The 16,939-nt window shown below is 67.9% G+C and carries 12 protein-coding genes; 6 read left to right on the top strand and 6 right to left on the bottom strand.

The window, feature by feature from the left end:
• Positions 1 to 21: 21 nt before the first annotated feature.
• From C6A82_RS25815 to C6A82_RS25825, 3 genes are all read right to left on the bottom strand, one after another.
• On the bottom strand, positions 22 to 1,488 hold the full coding sequence (locus C6A82_RS25815; protein ID WP_105341650.1) for a glutamate synthase subunit beta: 1,467 nt from the start codon (positions 1,486 to 1,488) through the stop codon (positions 22 to 24).
• Positions 1,481 to 6,118 (bottom strand): glutamate synthase large subunit, encoded by a 4,638-nt coding sequence (gltB, locus tag C6A82_RS25820; protein ID WP_311101545.1) that lies wholly within the window; start codon positions 6,116 to 6,118, stop codon positions 1,481 to 1,483. The genes C6A82_RS25815 and gltB overlap by 8 nt, the downstream gene beginning before the upstream one ends.
• 468 nt (positions 6,119 to 6,586) lie before the next feature.
• A complete protein-coding gene (locus C6A82_RS25825) occupies positions 6,587 to 6,856 on the bottom strand; it encodes a WhiB family transcriptional regulator (RefSeq protein ID WP_199193779.1) in 270 nt (89 codons plus the stop codon).
• Positions 6,857 to 7,000: 144 nt separating this feature from the next.
• On the opposite strand from C6A82_RS25825, the gene C6A82_RS25830 reads away from it, so the two are divergent.
• On the top strand, positions 7,001 to 7,708 hold the full coding sequence (locus C6A82_RS25830; RefSeq protein ID WP_105345384.1) for a transcriptional regulator: 708 nt from the start codon (positions 7,001 to 7,003) through the stop codon (positions 7,706 to 7,708).
• Between the two features lie 11 nt (positions 7,709 to 7,719).
• Positions 7,720 to 8,205 carry a hypothetical protein gene (locus C6A82_RS25835; RefSeq protein WP_105345382.1) on the top strand — a complete coding sequence of 162 codons (486 nt, stop codon included), beginning with the start codon at positions 7,720 to 7,722 and terminating at the stop codon, positions 8,203 to 8,205.
• On the opposite strand, the gene C6A82_RS25840 is transcribed toward C6A82_RS25835, so the two are convergent.
• Positions 8,199 to 10,217 (bottom strand): heavy metal translocating P-type ATPase, encoded by a 2,019-nt coding sequence (locus tag C6A82_RS25840; RefSeq protein WP_105345380.1) that lies wholly within the window; start codon positions 10,215 to 10,217, stop codon positions 8,199 to 8,201. The two genes, C6A82_RS25835 and C6A82_RS25840, sit on opposite strands and share 7 nt — an antisense overlap.
• Before the next feature lie 114 nt (positions 10,218 to 10,331).
• Here C6A82_RS25840 and C6A82_RS25845 point away from each other — a divergent pair, with 114 nt between their 5' ends.
• A complete protein-coding gene (locus C6A82_RS25845) occupies positions 10,332 to 11,624 on the top strand; it encodes a ClC family H(+)/Cl(-) exchange transporter (RefSeq protein WP_199193778.1) in 1,293 nt (430 codons plus the stop codon).
• 35 nt (positions 11,625 to 11,659) lie between these two features.
• On the opposite strand, the gene C6A82_RS25850 is transcribed toward C6A82_RS25845, so the two are convergent.
• Both C6A82_RS25850 and C6A82_RS25855 read right to left on the bottom strand, forming a co-directional pair.
• Entirely contained in the window at positions 11,660 to 12,217 is a 558-nt protein-coding gene (locus tag C6A82_RS25850) for a Dps family protein (RefSeq protein ID WP_105345377.1), read from the bottom strand.
• Positions 12,218 to 12,297: 80 nt separating this feature from the next.
• Positions 12,298 to 13,218: a DNA-3-methyladenine glycosylase gene (locus C6A82_RS25855; protein ID WP_105345375.1), complete on the bottom strand. Its 921-nt coding sequence runs from the start codon at positions 13,216 to 13,218 to the stop codon at positions 12,298 to 12,300.
• A gap of 199 nt (positions 13,219 to 13,417) precedes the next feature.
• Here C6A82_RS25855 and C6A82_RS25860 point away from each other — a divergent pair, with 199 nt between their 5' ends.
• The 3 genes from C6A82_RS25860 to C6A82_RS25870 are packed head-to-tail and all read left to right on the top strand — an operon-like array spanning position 13,418 to position 16,937.
• Positions 13,418 to 14,485, top strand: coding sequence for a polyprenyl synthetase family protein (locus C6A82_RS25860; protein WP_199193777.1), 1,068 nt, complete (start codon positions 13,418 to 13,420; stop codon positions 14,483 to 14,485).
• Complete coding sequence (gene crtI / locus C6A82_RS25865) at positions 14,485 to 15,996, top strand: phytoene desaturase family protein (RefSeq protein ID WP_105345387.1); 1,512 nt, start codon at positions 14,485 to 14,487, stop codon at positions 15,994 to 15,996. The genes C6A82_RS25860 and crtI overlap by 1 nt, the downstream gene beginning before the upstream one ends.
• The gene (locus tag C6A82_RS25870) at positions 15,993 to 16,937 is read left to right on the top strand and encodes a phytoene/squalene synthase family protein (protein WP_105345372.1); all 945 of its coding nucleotides are present in this window, start codon (positions 15,993 to 15,995) and stop codon (positions 16,935 to 16,937) included. Before crtI ends, C6A82_RS25870 begins: the two co-directional genes overlap by 4 nt.
• Positions 16,938 to 16,939: the final 2 nt, after the last annotated feature.

The following is a 16,939-nucleotide window of genomic DNA, read 5'->3' on the forward strand; positions in this document are numbered from 1 at the left end:
GATTGCGCGGGCGTGTCGGCCTCAGCGCTGCGGAACGGCGGTCGGCTTGATCGGCGCGGGCAGGGCAGTGTTGCCCATCAAATATCGGTCCACGCCCGCGGCGGCGGCGCGGCCCTCAGCGATCGCCCAGACGATCAACGACTGGCCGCGGCCCATGTCGCCAGCGACGAAGACGCCGGGCACCGAGGTGGCGAAGTTCGCGTCGCGCGCGACGTTGCCGCGTTCGGTGATCTCGACGTGCAGTGCGTCGAGCAGGCCTTCTCTTTCCGGGCCGACGAAGCCCATGGCGAGCAGCACCAAATCGGCTTCCAGCTCGAAGTCGGTGCCGTCCACCTTCTCGAACTTTCCGCCGGCCATTTCGACCTCGTGCCCGCGCAGCGCGGTCACCTTGCCGTCGCGACCGATGAATTCCTCGGTGTTCACCGAGTACACCCGCTCACCGCCCTCCTCGTGCGCGGAGGAGACCCGCAACATCAGCGGGTAGACCGGCCACGGCGTCGAGTCCGCACGCGTCTCGGGCGGCTGCGGCATGATCTCGAACTGGTGCACGCTCTCGCAGCCCTGTCGATGCACGGTGCCAAGGCAGTCGGCGCCGGTGTCACCACCGCCGATGATGATCACCTTCTTGCCCTTGGCGTGCAGCGGCGGCAGTCCGTTCTCATCGGTCACCGGATCACCGAGTTGCACCCGGTTGGCCCATGGCAGGAACTCCATCGCCTGATGGATCCCGTCGAGTTCGCGGCCGGGAATGGGCAGATCGCGCCAGGCCGTCGCACCGCCCGCGAGCACCACGGCGTCGTAGTTCAGCCGCAGCTGGGCCACCGTGATGTCGACGCCGACGTTGACGCCGGCGCGGAACTGGGTGCCCTCGGCCTCCATCTGCGCCAGCCGCCGATCGATGTGGCGCTTCTCCATCTTGAACTCGGGGATACCGTAGCGCAGCAGGCCACCGATGCGGTCGTCCCGCTCGAACACGATCACCGTGTGGCCTGCGCGGGTGAGCTGCTGCGCGGCGGCCAGCCCGGCCGGGCCGGAGCCGACGACCGCGACCTTCTTACCGGTGAGCTTGTCCGGCGGCAGCGGGACGACCCAGCCCTCATCGAAGGCGTTGTCGATGATCTCGACCTCGACCTGCTTGATGGTCACCGGATCCTGGTTGATGCCGAGCACGCACGAGCCTTCGCACGGCGCCGGGCAGAGCCGACCGGTGAATTCGGGGAAGTTGTTGGTGGCGTGCAGCCGCTCGATCGCATCGCGCCAGCGGTCGTTGCGCACCAGGTCATTCCATTCCGGGATCAGGTTGCCCAGTGGACAGCCGTTGTGGCAGAACGGAATACCGCAGTCCATGCACCGGGTGGCCTGTTCACGCAGCGCCTCGTGGGAGAAGTCCTCGTAGACCTCGTTCCAGTCGCGCAGCCGCAGCGGGACCGGCCGCCGCTGCGGGGTCTCGCGCTTCGTGTACTTGAGGAATCCTCTCGGATCAGGCATTCGCGGCCGCCATGATCGCAGCGTCGACGTCTTCGCCGCTCTTCTCGGCCTCGGCGATCGCCTGCAGCACCCGCTTGTAATCGCGCGGCATCACCTTGATGAACTTCTTCAATTCGTTGTCCCAGTCGTTCAGAATGCGCTGACCGACAGCGGAATCCGTGGCGTCGACGTGTGCGGTCACCATCGAACGTAAGTAGTCGATGTCCTCGTCGTCCAACTTGTCGAGGTCGACCATCTCGGCGTTGAGGTTCTCTTCGAAGGCACCGTCGACGTTGAAGACGTAGGCCACCCCACCGGACATGCCCGCCGCGAAGTTGCGGCCGGTGGCACCGAGGATGACGACCTTGCCGCCGGTCATGTATTCGCAACCGTGGTCGCCGACACCCTCCACCACGGCGTGCGCGCCGGAGTTCCGCACCGCGAACCGCTCGCCGACGACCCCGCGGAGGAAGGCCTGCCCGCTGGTCGCGCCGAACAGGATCACGTTGCCCGCGATGATGTTGTCCTCGGCGACGTAGTCGTCGGGCGCGTCGTCGGATGGACGCACCACCAGCCTGCCGCCCGACAGTCCCTTGCCGACGTAGTCGTTGGCGTCGCCGTACACGCGCAGCGTGATGCCCTTGGGTACGAACGCACCGAAGCTGTTGCCCGCCGACCCGTCGAACGTGATGTCGATGGTCCCGTCGGGAAGGCCTTGCCCGCCATAGGCTTTGGTGAGCTCGTGGCCGAGCATGGTGCCCACGGTCCGGTTGGTGTTGGCGATGGTCGTGGAGAAACGCACCGGCTTACCCGAGTCGAGCGCCTCCCGGCACATGACGATCAGCTGCTGGTCCAGCGCCTTGTCGAGGCCGTGGTCCTGGCGCGAGCTGCAGTACAGGTCCTGGTTCATGAAGGCCGATTCCGGTTCGTACAGAACCGGCGTGAGGTTCAGTTTGTAGGCCTTCCAGTGTTCTGCGGCCTTGGTGGTGTCCAGCGCGCCGACCTGGCCGACCATCTCGTTGACTGTGCGGAAGCCCAACTGGGCCATCGTTTCCCGCACTTCCTCGGCGATGAACATGAAGAAGTTCTCGACGAACTCCGGCTTGCCGGCGAACCGCTGCCGCAGCAGTGGATTCTGCGTCGCGACGCCGACCGGGCAGGTGTCGAGGTGGCAGACGCGCATCATGATGCAGCCCGACACCACGAGCGGCGCGGTCGCGAAGCCGAACTCCTCGGCACCGAGCAGCGCGGCGATGACCACGTCGCGACCGGTCTTGAGCTGACCGTCGACCTGGACGACGATGCGGTCGCGAAGACCATTGAGCAGCAACGTCTGCTGCGTCTCGGCGAGACCGAGTTCCCACGGGGCACCCGCATGCTTCATCGACGTCAGCGGGGTCGCGCCGGTGCCGCCGTCATGACCGGAGATGAGCACCACGTCGGCGTGCGCCTTCGACACGCCCGCGGCGACGGTGCCGACGCCGTTCTCGCTCACCAACTTCACGTGCACGCGCGCCTGCGGGTTGGAGTTCTTCAGGTCGTGGATCAGTTGTGCGAGATCCTCGATCGAATAGATGTCGTGGTGCGGCGGCGGCGAGATCAGGCCGACTCCCGGCGTAGAGTGCCGCACCTCTGCCACCCACGGATAGACCTTGTTACCCGGAAGTTGACCGCCCTCACCGGGTTTCGCACCCTGCGCCATCTTGATCTGGATGTCGGTGCAGTTGGACAGGTAGTGGCTGGTGACGCCGAAGCGGCCCGACGCGACCTGCTTGATGGCACTGCGCCGCCAGTCGCCGTTCTCGTCGCGGTCGAACCGGCTGACGGCTTCGCCGCCCTCGCCGCAGTTCGAGCGGCCGCCGAGCCGGTTCATCGCGATGGCAAGGGTCTCGTGTGCCTCGGCGGAGATAGAGCCGTAGCTCATCGCGCCGGTGGAGAACCGCTTGACGATCTCGCTGGCGGGTTCGACCTCCTCGAGCGGAACCGGCGGCCGGACGCCGTCGCGGAACTTCAACAGGCCGCGCAGCGACGCCATCCGCTCGCTCTGGTCGTCGACCAGCGCGGTGTACTCCTTGAAGATCGAGTACTGACCGGTGCGGGTCGAGTGCTGCAGCTTGAACACCGTGTCCGGGTTGAAGAGGTGGTATTCGCCCTCGCGGCGCCACTGATACTCGCCGCCGACCTCGAGTTCGCGGTGCGCCCACTCGTCGGGACGGTCCAGAAACGCCAGCGCGTGCCGCCGGGAGACGTCGTCGGCGATGTCCTCGAGGTCGATGCCGCCGACCGGGCACGTCAGGCCGGCGAAGTACTCGTCGAGAACCGGCTGGCTGATGCCGATGGCCTGAAACAGCTGTGCACCGGTGTAGGACGCCAGTGTCGAGATGCCCATCTTGGACATGACCTTCAGCACACCCTTGCCTGCGGCCTTGACGTAATTCGCCTTGGCTTTGTCGCTGCTGATGCCGGTGATGACCCCGCGGTCGACCATGTCCTCGATGGACTCGAACGCCATGTAGGGGTTGATGGCGGCGGCGCCGAAGCCGACGAGGCACGCCATGTGGTGCACCTCGCGGGCGTCACCCGCCTCGACGACGAGGCCGACCTGGGTGCGGGTGCGGTCGCGCACCAGATGGTGGTGCACGGCCGACACCGACAGCAGCGAGGGGATGGGCGCCATCGACTCGTCCGACTCGCGGTCGGACAGCACGATGATGCGTGCGCCGTCACGGATGGCCGCCGAGACCTTCGCGCGGACGTTGTCCAGAGCTTCCTTGAGCCCCTGTCCGCCGCGGTTCACCGGGTACAGGCAGCGGATCACCGCGGCGCGCATGCCGTGCTTGTGGCCGCGAATCTCGTGGTCGGGGTCCACGCACATCAACTTCGACAGTTCGGCATTGCGCAGGATCGGCTGCGACAAGACGATCTGTCGGCAGGAGTCGGCGTTCGGGTTGAGCAGATCGCCCTCGGGGCCGACGGTGCCCTGCAGGCTGGTCACCACCTCTTCGCGGATGGCGTCCAGCGGCGGGTTGGTCACCTGGGCGAACAACTGCTGGAAGTAGTCGTAGAGCATCCGCGGCCGCTGCGACAGCACGGCGACGGGGGTATCGGTGCCCATCGAGCCGATCGGCTCGGCGCCGGTGCGCGCCATCGGTTCCACCAACAGATTCAGTTCTTCGTAGGTGTAGCCGAAAATCTGTTGGCGCAACACAACCCGGTGGTGTGGCATCCGGACGTAGTCGCCGGGCGGCAGGTCGTCGAGCTTGAAGAGGCCCGCGTCGAGCCACTCCTGATACGGCAGTTCGGCGGCGAGTTCGGCCTTGATCTCCTCGTCGGCGACGATGCGGCCCTTCGAGGTGTCGACCAGGAACATCCGGCCGGGCTGCAGCCGCATCTTCTTGACGACCGTGGACGGGTCGAGGTTCAGCACACCCGCCTCCGACGCCATCACCACCAGACCGTCGTCGGTGACCCAGATGCGCGACGGGCGAAGGCCGTTGCGGTCGAGCACCGCACCGATGACCGTGCCGTCGGTGAACGTCATCGATGCCGGTCCGTCCCACGGCTCCATCAGCGACGCGTGGTATTCGTAAAACGCCCGGCGCGCGGGATCCATCGACTCATTGCGTTCCCACGCCTCGGGGATCATCATCAGCACCGCGTGCGGCAGGCTGCGGCCCCCGAGGTGAAGCAGTTCGAGGACCTCGTCGAAGCGCGCGGTGTCGGACGCGCCGGGCGTGCAGACGGGCACGATCTTGTCGAAATCATCGACGGATCCGAAGATGTCTGTCTTGATCAGCGCTTCGCGCGCGCGCATCCAGTTCTCGTTGCCGGTGACGGTGTTGATCTCGCCGTTGTGTGCGATCCGCCGGAACGGATGAGCCAGCGGCCATGACGGGAATGTGTTGGTGGAGAACCGGGAGTGCACGATGCCAAGGGCACTGGTCAGCCGGTCGTCCTGCAGGTCGAGGTAGAACGCCTTGAGCTGCGGTGTCGTCAGCATGCCCTTGTAAACGAACGTCTGCCCGGAAAGGCTTGGGAAGTAGACGGTTTCGCGGCCGGGGCCGTCCTGGCCGGGACCCTTGGTGCCGAGTTCGTGCTCGGCGCGCTTGCGCACCACGTAGGCGCGGCGTTCGAGCTCCATCCCCGAGGCGCCGGTAAGGAATACCTGCCGGAAGGTCGGCATGGCATCGCGGGCGAGTGCACCGAGCGACGACTCGTCGGTGGGCACATCGCGCCAGCCGAGCACTTCGAGACCCTCGGCCTCGGCGATCTTCTCCACGGATTCGCAGGCCGCCGCGGCGTCCTTCGACGACTGCGGCAGGAAGGCGATGCCGGTGGCATAGCTGCCGGGCTCCGGCAGATCGAATTCCACCACCGCACGGAGAAACGCGTCGGGCACCTGCAGGAGGATGCCCGCGCCGTCGCCCGTGTGCGGTTCGGCGCCCTGAGCACCGCGGTGCTCCAGGTTGACCAGGGCCGTGATGGCCTTGTCGACGATGTCGCGGGTGCGGCGACCGTGCATGTCCGCGACCATGGCAACGCCACACGCGTCATGCTCGAACGCGGGGTTGTAGAGCCCCCGCGCACGTGAGGAGCGAAAAAGCCCCCGCGCACGTGAGGAGCGAAAGAGCCCCTGAGTTTCGGGCGCCATTCCCACCTAGCCCTTCAAGACCTAATGAATTCCCGGCAGCCGTCGACGGCGACGGCATCAGCCGATTATGCGGTGGCGGTGCCTCCGTACAGCACTGAACGACGACGCCTTCCCCACTTGCGCACAAGTGAGGAAAACGATATGACAGACCCCGCCTGACATGCCAACTTAGATACCTAACCAGACGACTCGGCCCCCGCGGCAGCGCTGCCCCGTCCGCCGCCCATGATACGAGCGAACACCCTGCCCGCCTTGGGTTTTCGTTGACCTGAGGAGGCCCGACCGACGGACGGCCCCGGACGCGGGTGCGACGAATATCACTCACCGATATTGCTGAGGTTCAGCTGCAGGCTGAATCAGCTGGGGAAAGTCGGTTTAGGCTGTTTGCTGCAAAGCCTGGTCAGATTCTTAGAGTCCCGGGCCGCGCGACCTGCCCGCTCCCCTCGTCCGGACAGGCTCGCGGGCGGATCAGCGGTGCACCGGGAAACCGCCGCGCTCGGCCAGTGACCGCAGTTGCTTCAGGGCGAAGGTGCGGCCTCGGCCGCCTTCGGGGATGTGGATGCCTGCCCACAGACCCTGTGCCCCGGGCATTTCGCAGGCCTCCTTCGCGCACAGCCACCTGCGAGGGCAGGACCGGCAGACCGCCTTGGTCTGATCGTCGGTCGCGGTCATCCACCGGTCGGGGTCCTGGGCGCAGGCCCCGATCTGGCTGTCGGTCAGGACGGGCATCTCGATCATGACGGTCACGACGTGTTCCTCTCGCTCGGTAGCGTTGCGACAAACCGTAGCGCTGTTTCCGTAGCATTGCAACACTTGTTACCCGTTTCGCTGCTACGGCATGGTCAGCCGTATCGCGTCGGGTCTGCTGGCTACACTGGGCGGGTGGAACCCGACGCAGGCGATCCGGGCATAGCCCGCGCCGGCGCCGCTGTCGCCGCCAGACGCCGCGAATTGGACATCAAGCAGCGCAATCTCGCGAAGTACAAGATCATCAACGCGGGCGCGCTCATCGCGTTCGAGAAGGGCCGCAGCTGGCCGAGGGAGCGGACGAGGGCCAAGCTGGAAGAGGTCCTGCAGTGGCCCGCCGGAACCATAGCGTCGATACGGTATGGCGGTTCAGTGCCCGGCGCGGCGCCGGAGCCGCCCGCCGACGAAGGTGCCGCTTCGCTGATCATCGGGGCGGTCGAGGTGGCGATGAAGACGTTCGGTGCCGCCATCGAGTCGCTCCCACCCGACGACGATCCCGAGTTCGGCGACCGGGTCACGGTCATCCTTGCCGACCTCCGCAAGCTCGAGACGCTGGTCGCCCGCGCCGCCCAACGCAGCCGCGGCACCGCAGACGTGGTGCTGGCGCTGCGAACTGTGCGCCGCTGTTACGACGACCTGATGTTCCGCGCGGCCGCGTCGCCGGGCGCGACGCTGGGCCAACGGTTGTACGCCGCGCGCAGACGCGCGAACCTGTCCGCCGCGGAGACCGCGAATGCGGCAGGGCTGCCCGCGGGGCTCGTTGACGCCGTCGAGGCGGGCGAATCGGCCGGCGATGCGGACACCGCCACACTTAACGCACTCATCGCCTCCCTCGATGGCTGATACTGAGTTCCGTGCCGCTGTCCGATCTGGTCCGCAATGTGGGTGATGTGCTGTCGCGCGCCGACACGCTGTTCGGCTCGGCCGACCACAACGCAGCGGCGACGGCAGCCGACAGCCTGGTCGACGCCACCGACGCCATCCGGTGGGGGCAGGAGCAAGCCGCGGAACTGGCGGGCGGCACGGTGACGGGCTACGCGGAGTTCGCGCAGGGCACCCGCGACGCGCTCGACCATCTGTCCGGCGTCGAGTCCGACCTCGGCAACCGGCTGCGGGAGGCCGCCGAGGCGGTCAACGCGGCGAGCGCCGCGTCACAGTCGGCCCTCGACGTGGTGTCTTCGGCGTCGGACGCGCTCGAGCACCTGGGCGATACGCCGTCAGCCGAGATGGCCGTGCTGCACGCGCTGCGTGCGCAGGTAGGCCGGGAGCTCGCGCTCATCCGCACCCACCAGGCGGTCGCCGAGCAGCTCGGCGCCCAACTGCGCGGCCTCGGCTACTGACCCCCCGGCCTCAGGTCCAGCCGTCGTAGCAGCTGGGCATTGAGCGCGACCACCACCGTCGACGCGGACATCAGCAGCGCACCGACCGACATCGGCATCACGAACCCGACGGGCGCGAGCACACCCGCAGCCAAGGGCACCGAGACGAGGTTGTACCCGCCTGCCCACCAGAGGTTTTGCCCCATCTTGCGGTACGTCGCCTTCGAAAGGGTGATCACCGACAGCACCGAGCGCGGGTCGCTGCTCGCGAGGATCACCCCGGCCGATGCGATCGCCACATCGGTGCCCGCACCGATGGCGATGCCGACGTCGGCCCGGGCCAGCGCAGGGGCGTCGTTCACACCGTCACCGACCATCGCGACCGTCAGACCTTCGCGCTGCAGCTCGGCGACCTTGGCGGTCTTGTCCTCGGGCCGCACCCCGGCGAACACCCGGTCGATGCCGAGCTGGGCTGCGACCGCACGCGCCACAGGCTCGGCATCACCGGTGATCATGACGACCTCGATGCCCTGCCGGTGCAGCGCGTCGACCGTCTCGCGCGACTCCTGGCGCACCTCGTCGGCCAGCCTGAGCGCACCCACCACCGTTCCGTCGACCATCACGTGCAACACGATCGCACCGTCGTGGTGCCACGCCGCCGCCTCAACGAGCTCGGTCTGCCCGGCCTCCTGCACCAGTCGTGGGCCGCCGACGCGCACCTCGCGACCGCCGACCGTCGCGGTCACCCCCACTGCGGGTGACGACGAGAAGTTCGTCGCCACAGGCACCGTGACGTCTCTCGCTCTCGCCGCGGCCACGATGGCGCGGGCCAGCGGGTGCTCCGAGTCGGTCTCGGCGGCGGCTGCCAGCGCCAGCACTTCCGCTTCGGCGCGTTCGCCGGTGACTGCGACGTCGGTGACCGTCGGTTCTCCCTTCGTCAGGGTCCCGGTCTTGTCGAACAGCACAGCGCCCACCGTCCGCATCCGCTCCAGCGCGAGACGGTCCTTGATGAGCACGCCGGCACGGGCCGCCCGCTCGGTGGCGATCGACACGACGAGCGGTATCGCCAGCCCGAGCGCATGCGGGCACGCAATCACCAACACGGTGATCGTCGCGATCACCGCCTCCTCCGGCCTGCCGAGCACGCCCCACACCAGCGCGGTGACGACGGCGGCGCCGAGCGCGAACCAGAACAGCCACCCCGCCGCGATGTCGGCCAGGCGCTGCGCCCGCGACGACGAGTTCTTGGCCTCCGTGACCAGTCGCGCGATGCCCGCGAGCGTTGTGTCATCGCCGACCGCGGTGACTCTGACGCGCACTCCCGAATCCGTGGCAACGGTGCCCGCGACGACGTGATCGCCGACCTCACGGCGTACCGGCACCGACTCGCCGGTCACCATCGACTCGTTGACATGAGCTGCGCCATCGACGATTTCGCCGTCGGCGGGCACGGTGGCCCCTGGACGCACGATCACCACATCGCCTACAAGGAGGTCCGCGGGGGCGACGGAAACGGTGGTGTCTCCTGAGACCCGTTCCGCCTCGTCGGGCAGCAGCGCAGCCAGCGAGTCGAGCGCCGAACTCGTCTGCGCCAGCGACCGCATCTCGATCCAATGGCCAAGCAGCATGATGACGATCAGCAGCGCGAGCTCCCACCAGAAATCGAGCTGGTGGTGGAGTATGCCCAGGCTGGCGCCCCACGATGAGACGAATGCGACCGTGATGGCCAGCCCGATCAGCAGCATCATCCCCGGCGCGCGAGAGCGGACCTCACCGATCGCGCCGGTGAGGAACGGTCTGCCGCCCCAGAAGTACATGACGGTGCCGAGCACCGGAGAGATCCAGCGAACCCCAGGAACCGCAGGCTGGGGGTAGCCGAGGATCATCGCGAACATCGGTGAGCACGCGACCGTCGGGATCGCGAGCGCGAGCATGAGCCAGAACAGCCTGCGGAACTGCGCGACGTGATCGTGGTGGCCGCCGTGACCCTCGCCGGCAGCGTGACCGCTGTGCGCGGTATGCGTCATCGTCATACTCGGCACTATACCCCCTGGGGGTATATGTGCAAGGGAGTCATCCCTCGCCTACCGCGGCCTGTGATCTGCCAAACTGTGACGGTGGCAGACCCGGATCAGCCCGACGACTCGATGCGGGGTTCCGTCCAGATCTGCCTGACCGCGGTCGTTGCCGGCGTGCTCATCGGCTTCGTCGGCGGCGCATTTCGCTGGTGTCTGCAGAAAGCCGACGAATTCCGCGTCGATTTCGTCGACTGGGCCCACCAGCTGCCGGGCCCCGGCTGGCTCGTGCCGATGGCCGCCGCCGCGGCGGGAGCCACGCTGGCCGCGCTGGTCGTGCGGTGGGAGCCACTGGCCGCGGGCAGCGGCATCCAACACGTCGAGGCGGCCTTTCTCGGAGAGACCCGGCCTCCGCTGATTCGGGTGGTTCCGGCGAAGTTCGTCGGCGGCGTGTTGAGCATGGGATCGGGACTCGTGCTGGGCCGTGAGGGACCGACGGTCCACATGGGCGCGGCGATCGGAGCCGAAGCGGCGCGGCGTGCCCGGCTACCCGATTCCGAAGTCAGGATGATGCAGACGGCGTTGGGCGGCGCCGGGCTCGCCGTCGCGTTCAACGCGCCGATCGGCGGCGTGCTCTTCACGCTCGAGGAGGTGACGAAGTCCTTCCGGCTGAAAACGGTTCTCGCGACACTGTTTTCGGCGGCGGCGGGGGTTGCGTGCTCCCGGCTCATCCTCGGCAATCATGCCGACTTCCATGTCGAGCCCCTTGGCGCCCCTGCGCTGTCGTGGCTACCGCTGTTTGTCGTATTCGGATTGCTGACCGGATGTGTGGGCGCAGGCTACAACAGGTTGGTGCTGTGGTTCCTCGACCACGTCGCAGCGATCCGGCGGGTTCCCAGCCTCGCAAAGGCGGCCGTCATCGGCGCCGTCATCGGCCTCGCGATGTTCATCTACCCCCTGTCGGTCGGCGGCGGCGAGGACCTCACACAGCGCATCCTCGGCGGACAGCACATCGTCCTCACCGTCGTGATCGGCATTCTCGCGGTGCGGTTCGTCGCGGGCCCCCTCTCGTATTCGGCCGCGGTGCCCGGCGGGCTTTTCGCACCGCTGCTGGCCGTCGGCGCGCTGTGGGGACTGCTGTTCGCCGGATGCTTCGACGCCGGGTGGCCCGGCGACGCAACACAGTTGGCGATTCCCATGGCACTTGTCGGGATGGCTGCCTTCTTCGCGGCCACCGTACGCGCGCCGGTTACCGGAATGGTCGTCGTCACCGAGATGACGGCCACCACGGCCACACTCGTGCCGATGATGGCCGCCACCGCGGCTGCTGTGCTCGCCGCGTACATGATGGGCTCGCCGCCGATCTACGACAGTTTGCGCGAGCGAATGGGAGACGAAGAATCCATCGAGCGCCGCGGCCGATAGCCGGTCGGCGGGTGACGCTCCGAAGAATGCCGGTACTACTTGACCGGCGCCTTCTTCTTGGCCCGGCTGGCGGCGGCCTTCTCGGTCTTGGCACCGTCATTGGCGAGTTGGCCGCCCGCATTCTCGAGATGGGCGCGCACGAACCACTGGAACTTCTCCAACTCGGCGGAATGGGAGATCAGCATGTCCTCGGTGATCGGGTCGAGGTCTCCGACCCGCTCGATGGACTTGCGTGTGTCCTCGATGACGCCGGTGTAGACGAGATCGAGTGCGGCCAAATGGGCCTGCGCCGTGTCCCGTTCGACCGAATAGTCATCCCAGGTGCGGTCGTTGATGATGGCACCTGGCGTGCCGAGCGGTGACTTGCCGAGCGTCGCGATCCGCTCGGCTACCTCGTCGGCGTATCCGCGGACGAGCTCGACCTGCGGATCGATCATCTCGTGCACGCCGATGAAGTTCGGGCCGACCACGTTCCAGTGCACGTGTTTGAGGGTGAGGTGCAGATCGTTGTACCGGCTGAGTGCCTTCTGCAGCAGGTCGGCCACCTCGCTGCTCTGCTTCTCCGACAAACCGGGAACGGTGAACTGAGTCATCGCAAGCTCCTTCGCACATGATGAACCATCGAGGCTCGACTACCCGAGCCTGCTACGCGGTAATCACGCCGCGTGGCACGTCACAAATCGGCCAGATTCGGAATGGCCATCCTTGCGCCGAACCGCGGGTTGCGCGCCAGCCCGCTGACCTCGAGCAGCCGCACCGCGCGGTGGCGGTGAGGCCGCAGCGGAGCGAGGAGCTCGACCATCGCGTCGTCGTCGATGCGGTGACCGAGCAGGCTGCACCCGACAACGTTCGACAGGTGATAGTCGCCGATCGACAGCGCATCGGCGTCGCCGAACGCCCGCTGCGCCGTCTCGGCCGCCGTCCAGATCCCGACGCCGGGCAGCGACGTCAGTGCGGTCCTCGCCTGCTCGGCGGGGTGGGAAACCAGCCGCTCCAGCGAGTCGGCCCGCTGCGCGCATCCGACGACCGTTCTGGCCCGGCCCGGATCGACGTTGGCGAGATGAAACTCCCAGGAGGGGATCCGGCGCCACACGTCGGCGGTCGGCGGGACGCGCATCCGCGCGGGCGCGGGCCCCGGCGCAGGCGATCCGAACTTGGTGACCAGCCGCTGCCAGGCCCGGAAGGCGTCCTTGCCTGCGACGCGTTGCTCGATGACGGCGGGGATCAGTGCTTCAAGCACCCTGCCGGTTCGACCGAGCCGGAGGTGTGGCACTCGCCGATGCGCCTTCGCGATCGTCGGCTCCTGCGGCGCGAACCCGCTGGAGTCGTCGTCGGCTCCTATCAGTGCCGCGAAGCCGTCGGCGAATTCCGCTGCGCCGTCGCCCCACATCTCACATCCGATGACACGGGGGCCTGCGCGGCTGATGCGTGCGGTCACCGGACCCGTGCGCATCAGGCTGGTGCGCCAGACGGCGCCATCGTCCGCGGTCAGGTAACACGGATCTCCGCCGCCGCGGCGCAGCGGCGACAGCGTGAACGCGGGACTGACCGGTCCCGCAAACTCCACGCTGGCTTCGATGGATTGCTCAATCATTGATGACGTAATAGTGACATCCAGTCCGGTTCGGTTCTCTCGGCTGGGGGTATGACGAGAACGCAAATAGGCTGGCGACACGCCGCCGGTGGGTCTGGAAAGGGGATTTGGTTTGCGCGTCGACGGACGACTGTTCGCCCCTGCGCTTCACCCCGCGCCGACGAGGACCTCGCAGGACGAGGAGTTTCTTGCTCCTCGCGTGCGCGGCGGTCAGTTCGAGATCTGGCGGAGCAACGTCCGCGAGGCGGTGCTCGACTCCGTCGATGAGTTCGTCGCCGATCGGTGCGCGGTCGACCTGCGCGGAGCAGGCGTCGACGTGGCGGCCGATGTGCTGGTCGGATTCGTCGGCGGCGGCAAGTGCCTGCGCTCGACGTTCATGTTCCTCGGCTGGCTGTGCGGCGCAGAAGCATCGCACGCCGCCCTGCACGCCGCAGCGAGCCTCGAGCTCCTGCACGCCTTCGCGCTGCTGCAGGACGACGTCATGGACGGCTCGCCGCTGCGCCGCGGCAGGGAATCGGCCCACGTCCAGTTCGCCGCCTGGCACCGCGGCCGGGGGTTGTCCGGCTCGGCGGAGCGGTTCGGCGAGTCCGCGGCCGTGCTGCTCGGCGACTTGTGCCTGGTCTGGGCCGAACAGATGCTTCGCAACAGCGGTCTCGACCACAGCGCGCTGAGCAGGGCATGGCCGCGTTACGACGCGATGCGCAGCGAATTGGCCGTCGGACAATTCGCCGACCTGGTCAATGACGTCGGTGGCCTCCCTACTCTGGATCAGGTGCTAGAGGTGGCACGACGGAAGTCGGGCAATTACACGGTGCGCCGCCCGTTGGAGATCGGCGCGGCGATGGCGGGTTGCGGCGATTTCGCGCTGACCCGGCTCGGCCGCTACGGCGATGCCGTCGGCGAGGCCTTCCAGCTGCGCGATGACCTGCTCGGCATCTTCGGCTCCCCCGAGGTCACCGGCAAGCCCGTCGGTGCCGACCTGGCCGAACACAAGGCCACCAGCGTCGTCGTCGCCGCGCACCACATGGCCGACCCGTGCCTGCGCAGTGAACTCGACGAGCTGATGAGCACCCCCGCCCTCGACGAGGTGGACGTCGACCGCGGGCGCTCGCTGATCGCCGCCACCGGCGCGGTCGAGCGGATCGAGAAGATGATCGCCGACCGGCTGCTTTGCGCATCCCAGGCGATCGACCACAGCCGACTCGACGATGCGGTGCGGTCCGCGCTGCTGCACATGGCGTCGGCGTGCACCCAGCGGGCGGCGTGATGCGAACCATCAGCGGACGAACCGACCACGTCGTGGTCGTCGGTGCGGGCCTCGCCGGCCTGGCGGCGGCACTGCATCTGGCCGGCCGCGGTCGCGCCGTCACCGTCGTGGAGCGCGGTGATGTCCCCGGCGGACGCGTCGGGCGGCTCGACATCGACGGCTACCGGCTCGACACCGGTCCGACGGTGCTCACCATGACGGACCTGATCGACGAAACCTTCGCAGCGGTAGGCGAATCCACCGCCGACCGCGTTGAGCTGGAGAGCATCGACCCCGCCTACCGCGCGCTGTTCTCCGACGGCAGCTCGCTGGACGTGCACGCCGATCGCGACGCGATGGCCGCCGAGGTCGAGCGGCTCGCCGGGCCGCAGCAGGCGCAGGGCTATCTACGGCTGCGGGATTGGCTGACGCGGTTGTACGAGGTCGAGTTCGACGGCTTCATCGCCTCGAACTTCGATTCCCCGCTGTCGTTGCTGACCCCTTCGCTGGCCCGGCTGACCGCACTCGGCGGATTTCGCCGGTGGGACCGGGTGGTGAAACGGTTCATCACCGATCCGCGACTGCACCGCATCTTCACCTTCCAGGCGCTCTACGCGGGCGTCCCACCCCAGCGTGCGCTCGCCGTCTACGCCGTCATCGCCTACATGGACACGATCGCAGGCGTGTACTTCCCGCGCGGCGGTATGCGTGCGTTGCCCGACGGGCTGGCGGCCGCCGCCGCGGATGCCGGTGTCGAATTCCGTTACGGCGCAACGGTCACGGCGCTGGGGCGCAGCGAAGGCCGAGTCCGCGCGGTGCACACCGACACCGAGGAACGCATCGCCGCCGACGCCGTGGTGCTGACCACGGAACTGCCCGACACCTACCGGCTACTGGGCCGCACGCCCCGCAGACTCGTGCCGCTGCGGCCGTCGCCGTCGGCGGTCGTCGCGCATATCGCATGCCGCTCGGCGGACAAGGCGCTGCCACACCACCACATCCTTTTCGGTGACACGTGGGAGCAGACCTTCCGCGAGATCATCGACGACGGTGTCGTGATGAGCGATCCGTCCCTGCTCGTGACCAGGCCGACGGCGGGCGATCCGGGCCTTGCGCCGCCCGGGCGCGAGCTGCTCTACGTGCTTGCGCCTGCGCCGAACCTGGCCAGCGGGACCGTCGACTGGGATGCCGTCGGGCCCTCATATGCCGAGGGCATGATGGCCGCCGTCGCCGACCGGCTGCCGCAGTTCGGTGTCGACGCCGAGCTGCTGCACGTGGTGAACCCGGCCGACTGGGCCAGGCAGGGCATGGTGGCCGGCACGCCGTTCGCCCTCGCCCACACCTTCGGCCAGACGGGTCCGTTCCGTCCGGCCAACATCGTCCGCGGCATCGACAACGTCGTACTGGCCGGCTCGTCGACCGTGCCGGGCGTCGGAGTTCCGACCGCACTGCTGTCGGGGCGGCTCGCAGCCGACCGGGTCACCGGAGCCGTCACCCGGCGGATCGTTACACGCATCGGGGGGCACACATGATTCGCTCCGAGTTGGACGCCGCAGGCGTGACGGACCCGAACCTGCGCGAGGCGTACGAGCACTGCCGGATGCTCAACGCCGAGCACGGCAAGACGTTCTTCCTCGCGACCCGGTTGTTGGCGCCCGAGCAACGCCCAGCGGTGCACGCGCTTTACGGGTTCGCCCGCCGCGCCGACGACATCCTCGACGATCTGGAGGACAGCGCGAGCACGGCTGAGCGGGCCGAGAGGCTCCAGCTGTTGTCCACGCAGTTGTTCAATCGTCTTGTCCAGAACCAGGATTCGGGTGACGATCCGACTCTGCGGGCCGTCGTGCACACCGCGCGGCGCTACGACATCCCGTGGGAAACGTTCGACGACTTCCTCGCGTCGATGCGGATGGACCTGACAGTCACGGACTATCCCGACCGCAAGACCCTCGAGCGCTACATGCACGGCTCCGCCGAGGTGATCGGGTTGCAGATGCTTCCTGTGCTGGGCACCGTGGGTCCCCGCGAGGAGGCCGCGCCGTATGCCGCCGCGCTGGGAAAGGCGTTTCAGCTGACCAACTTCCTGCGCGACGTGGACGAGGATCTGCAGCGCGGACGGGTGTATCTGCCTGCCGACGAGCTGGCGGCCTACCGCGTCGACCGCGACATGCTGGCGTGGTGTCACGCGAACAGGCGCACCGACGCGCGGGTCCGGCGCGCGCTCACCGAACAGCACGCCGCCACCCGGCGCGTCTACGAAACCGCCCGCAAGGGGATCGCGATGCTCGATCCGCGGTCGCAGCCGTGCGTATCGGCCGCCTACACGCTCTACTCCGAGATCTTGGATCGCATCGAGAGCATCGACTTCGCCATCTTCAACCAGCGTGCGACCGTCGGCACCGGCAGGCGGCTGCAGGTCGCCGGCCTCGGCCTGCTGCGCGCCTGGCGTGCGCGGTTGTCGAACGGTGGGTAAGA

Source organism: Mycobacterium sp. ITM-2016-00318, assembly GCF_002968285.2.
Lineage (GTDB): Bacteria > Actinomycetota > Actinomycetes > Mycobacteriales > Mycobacteriaceae > Mycobacterium.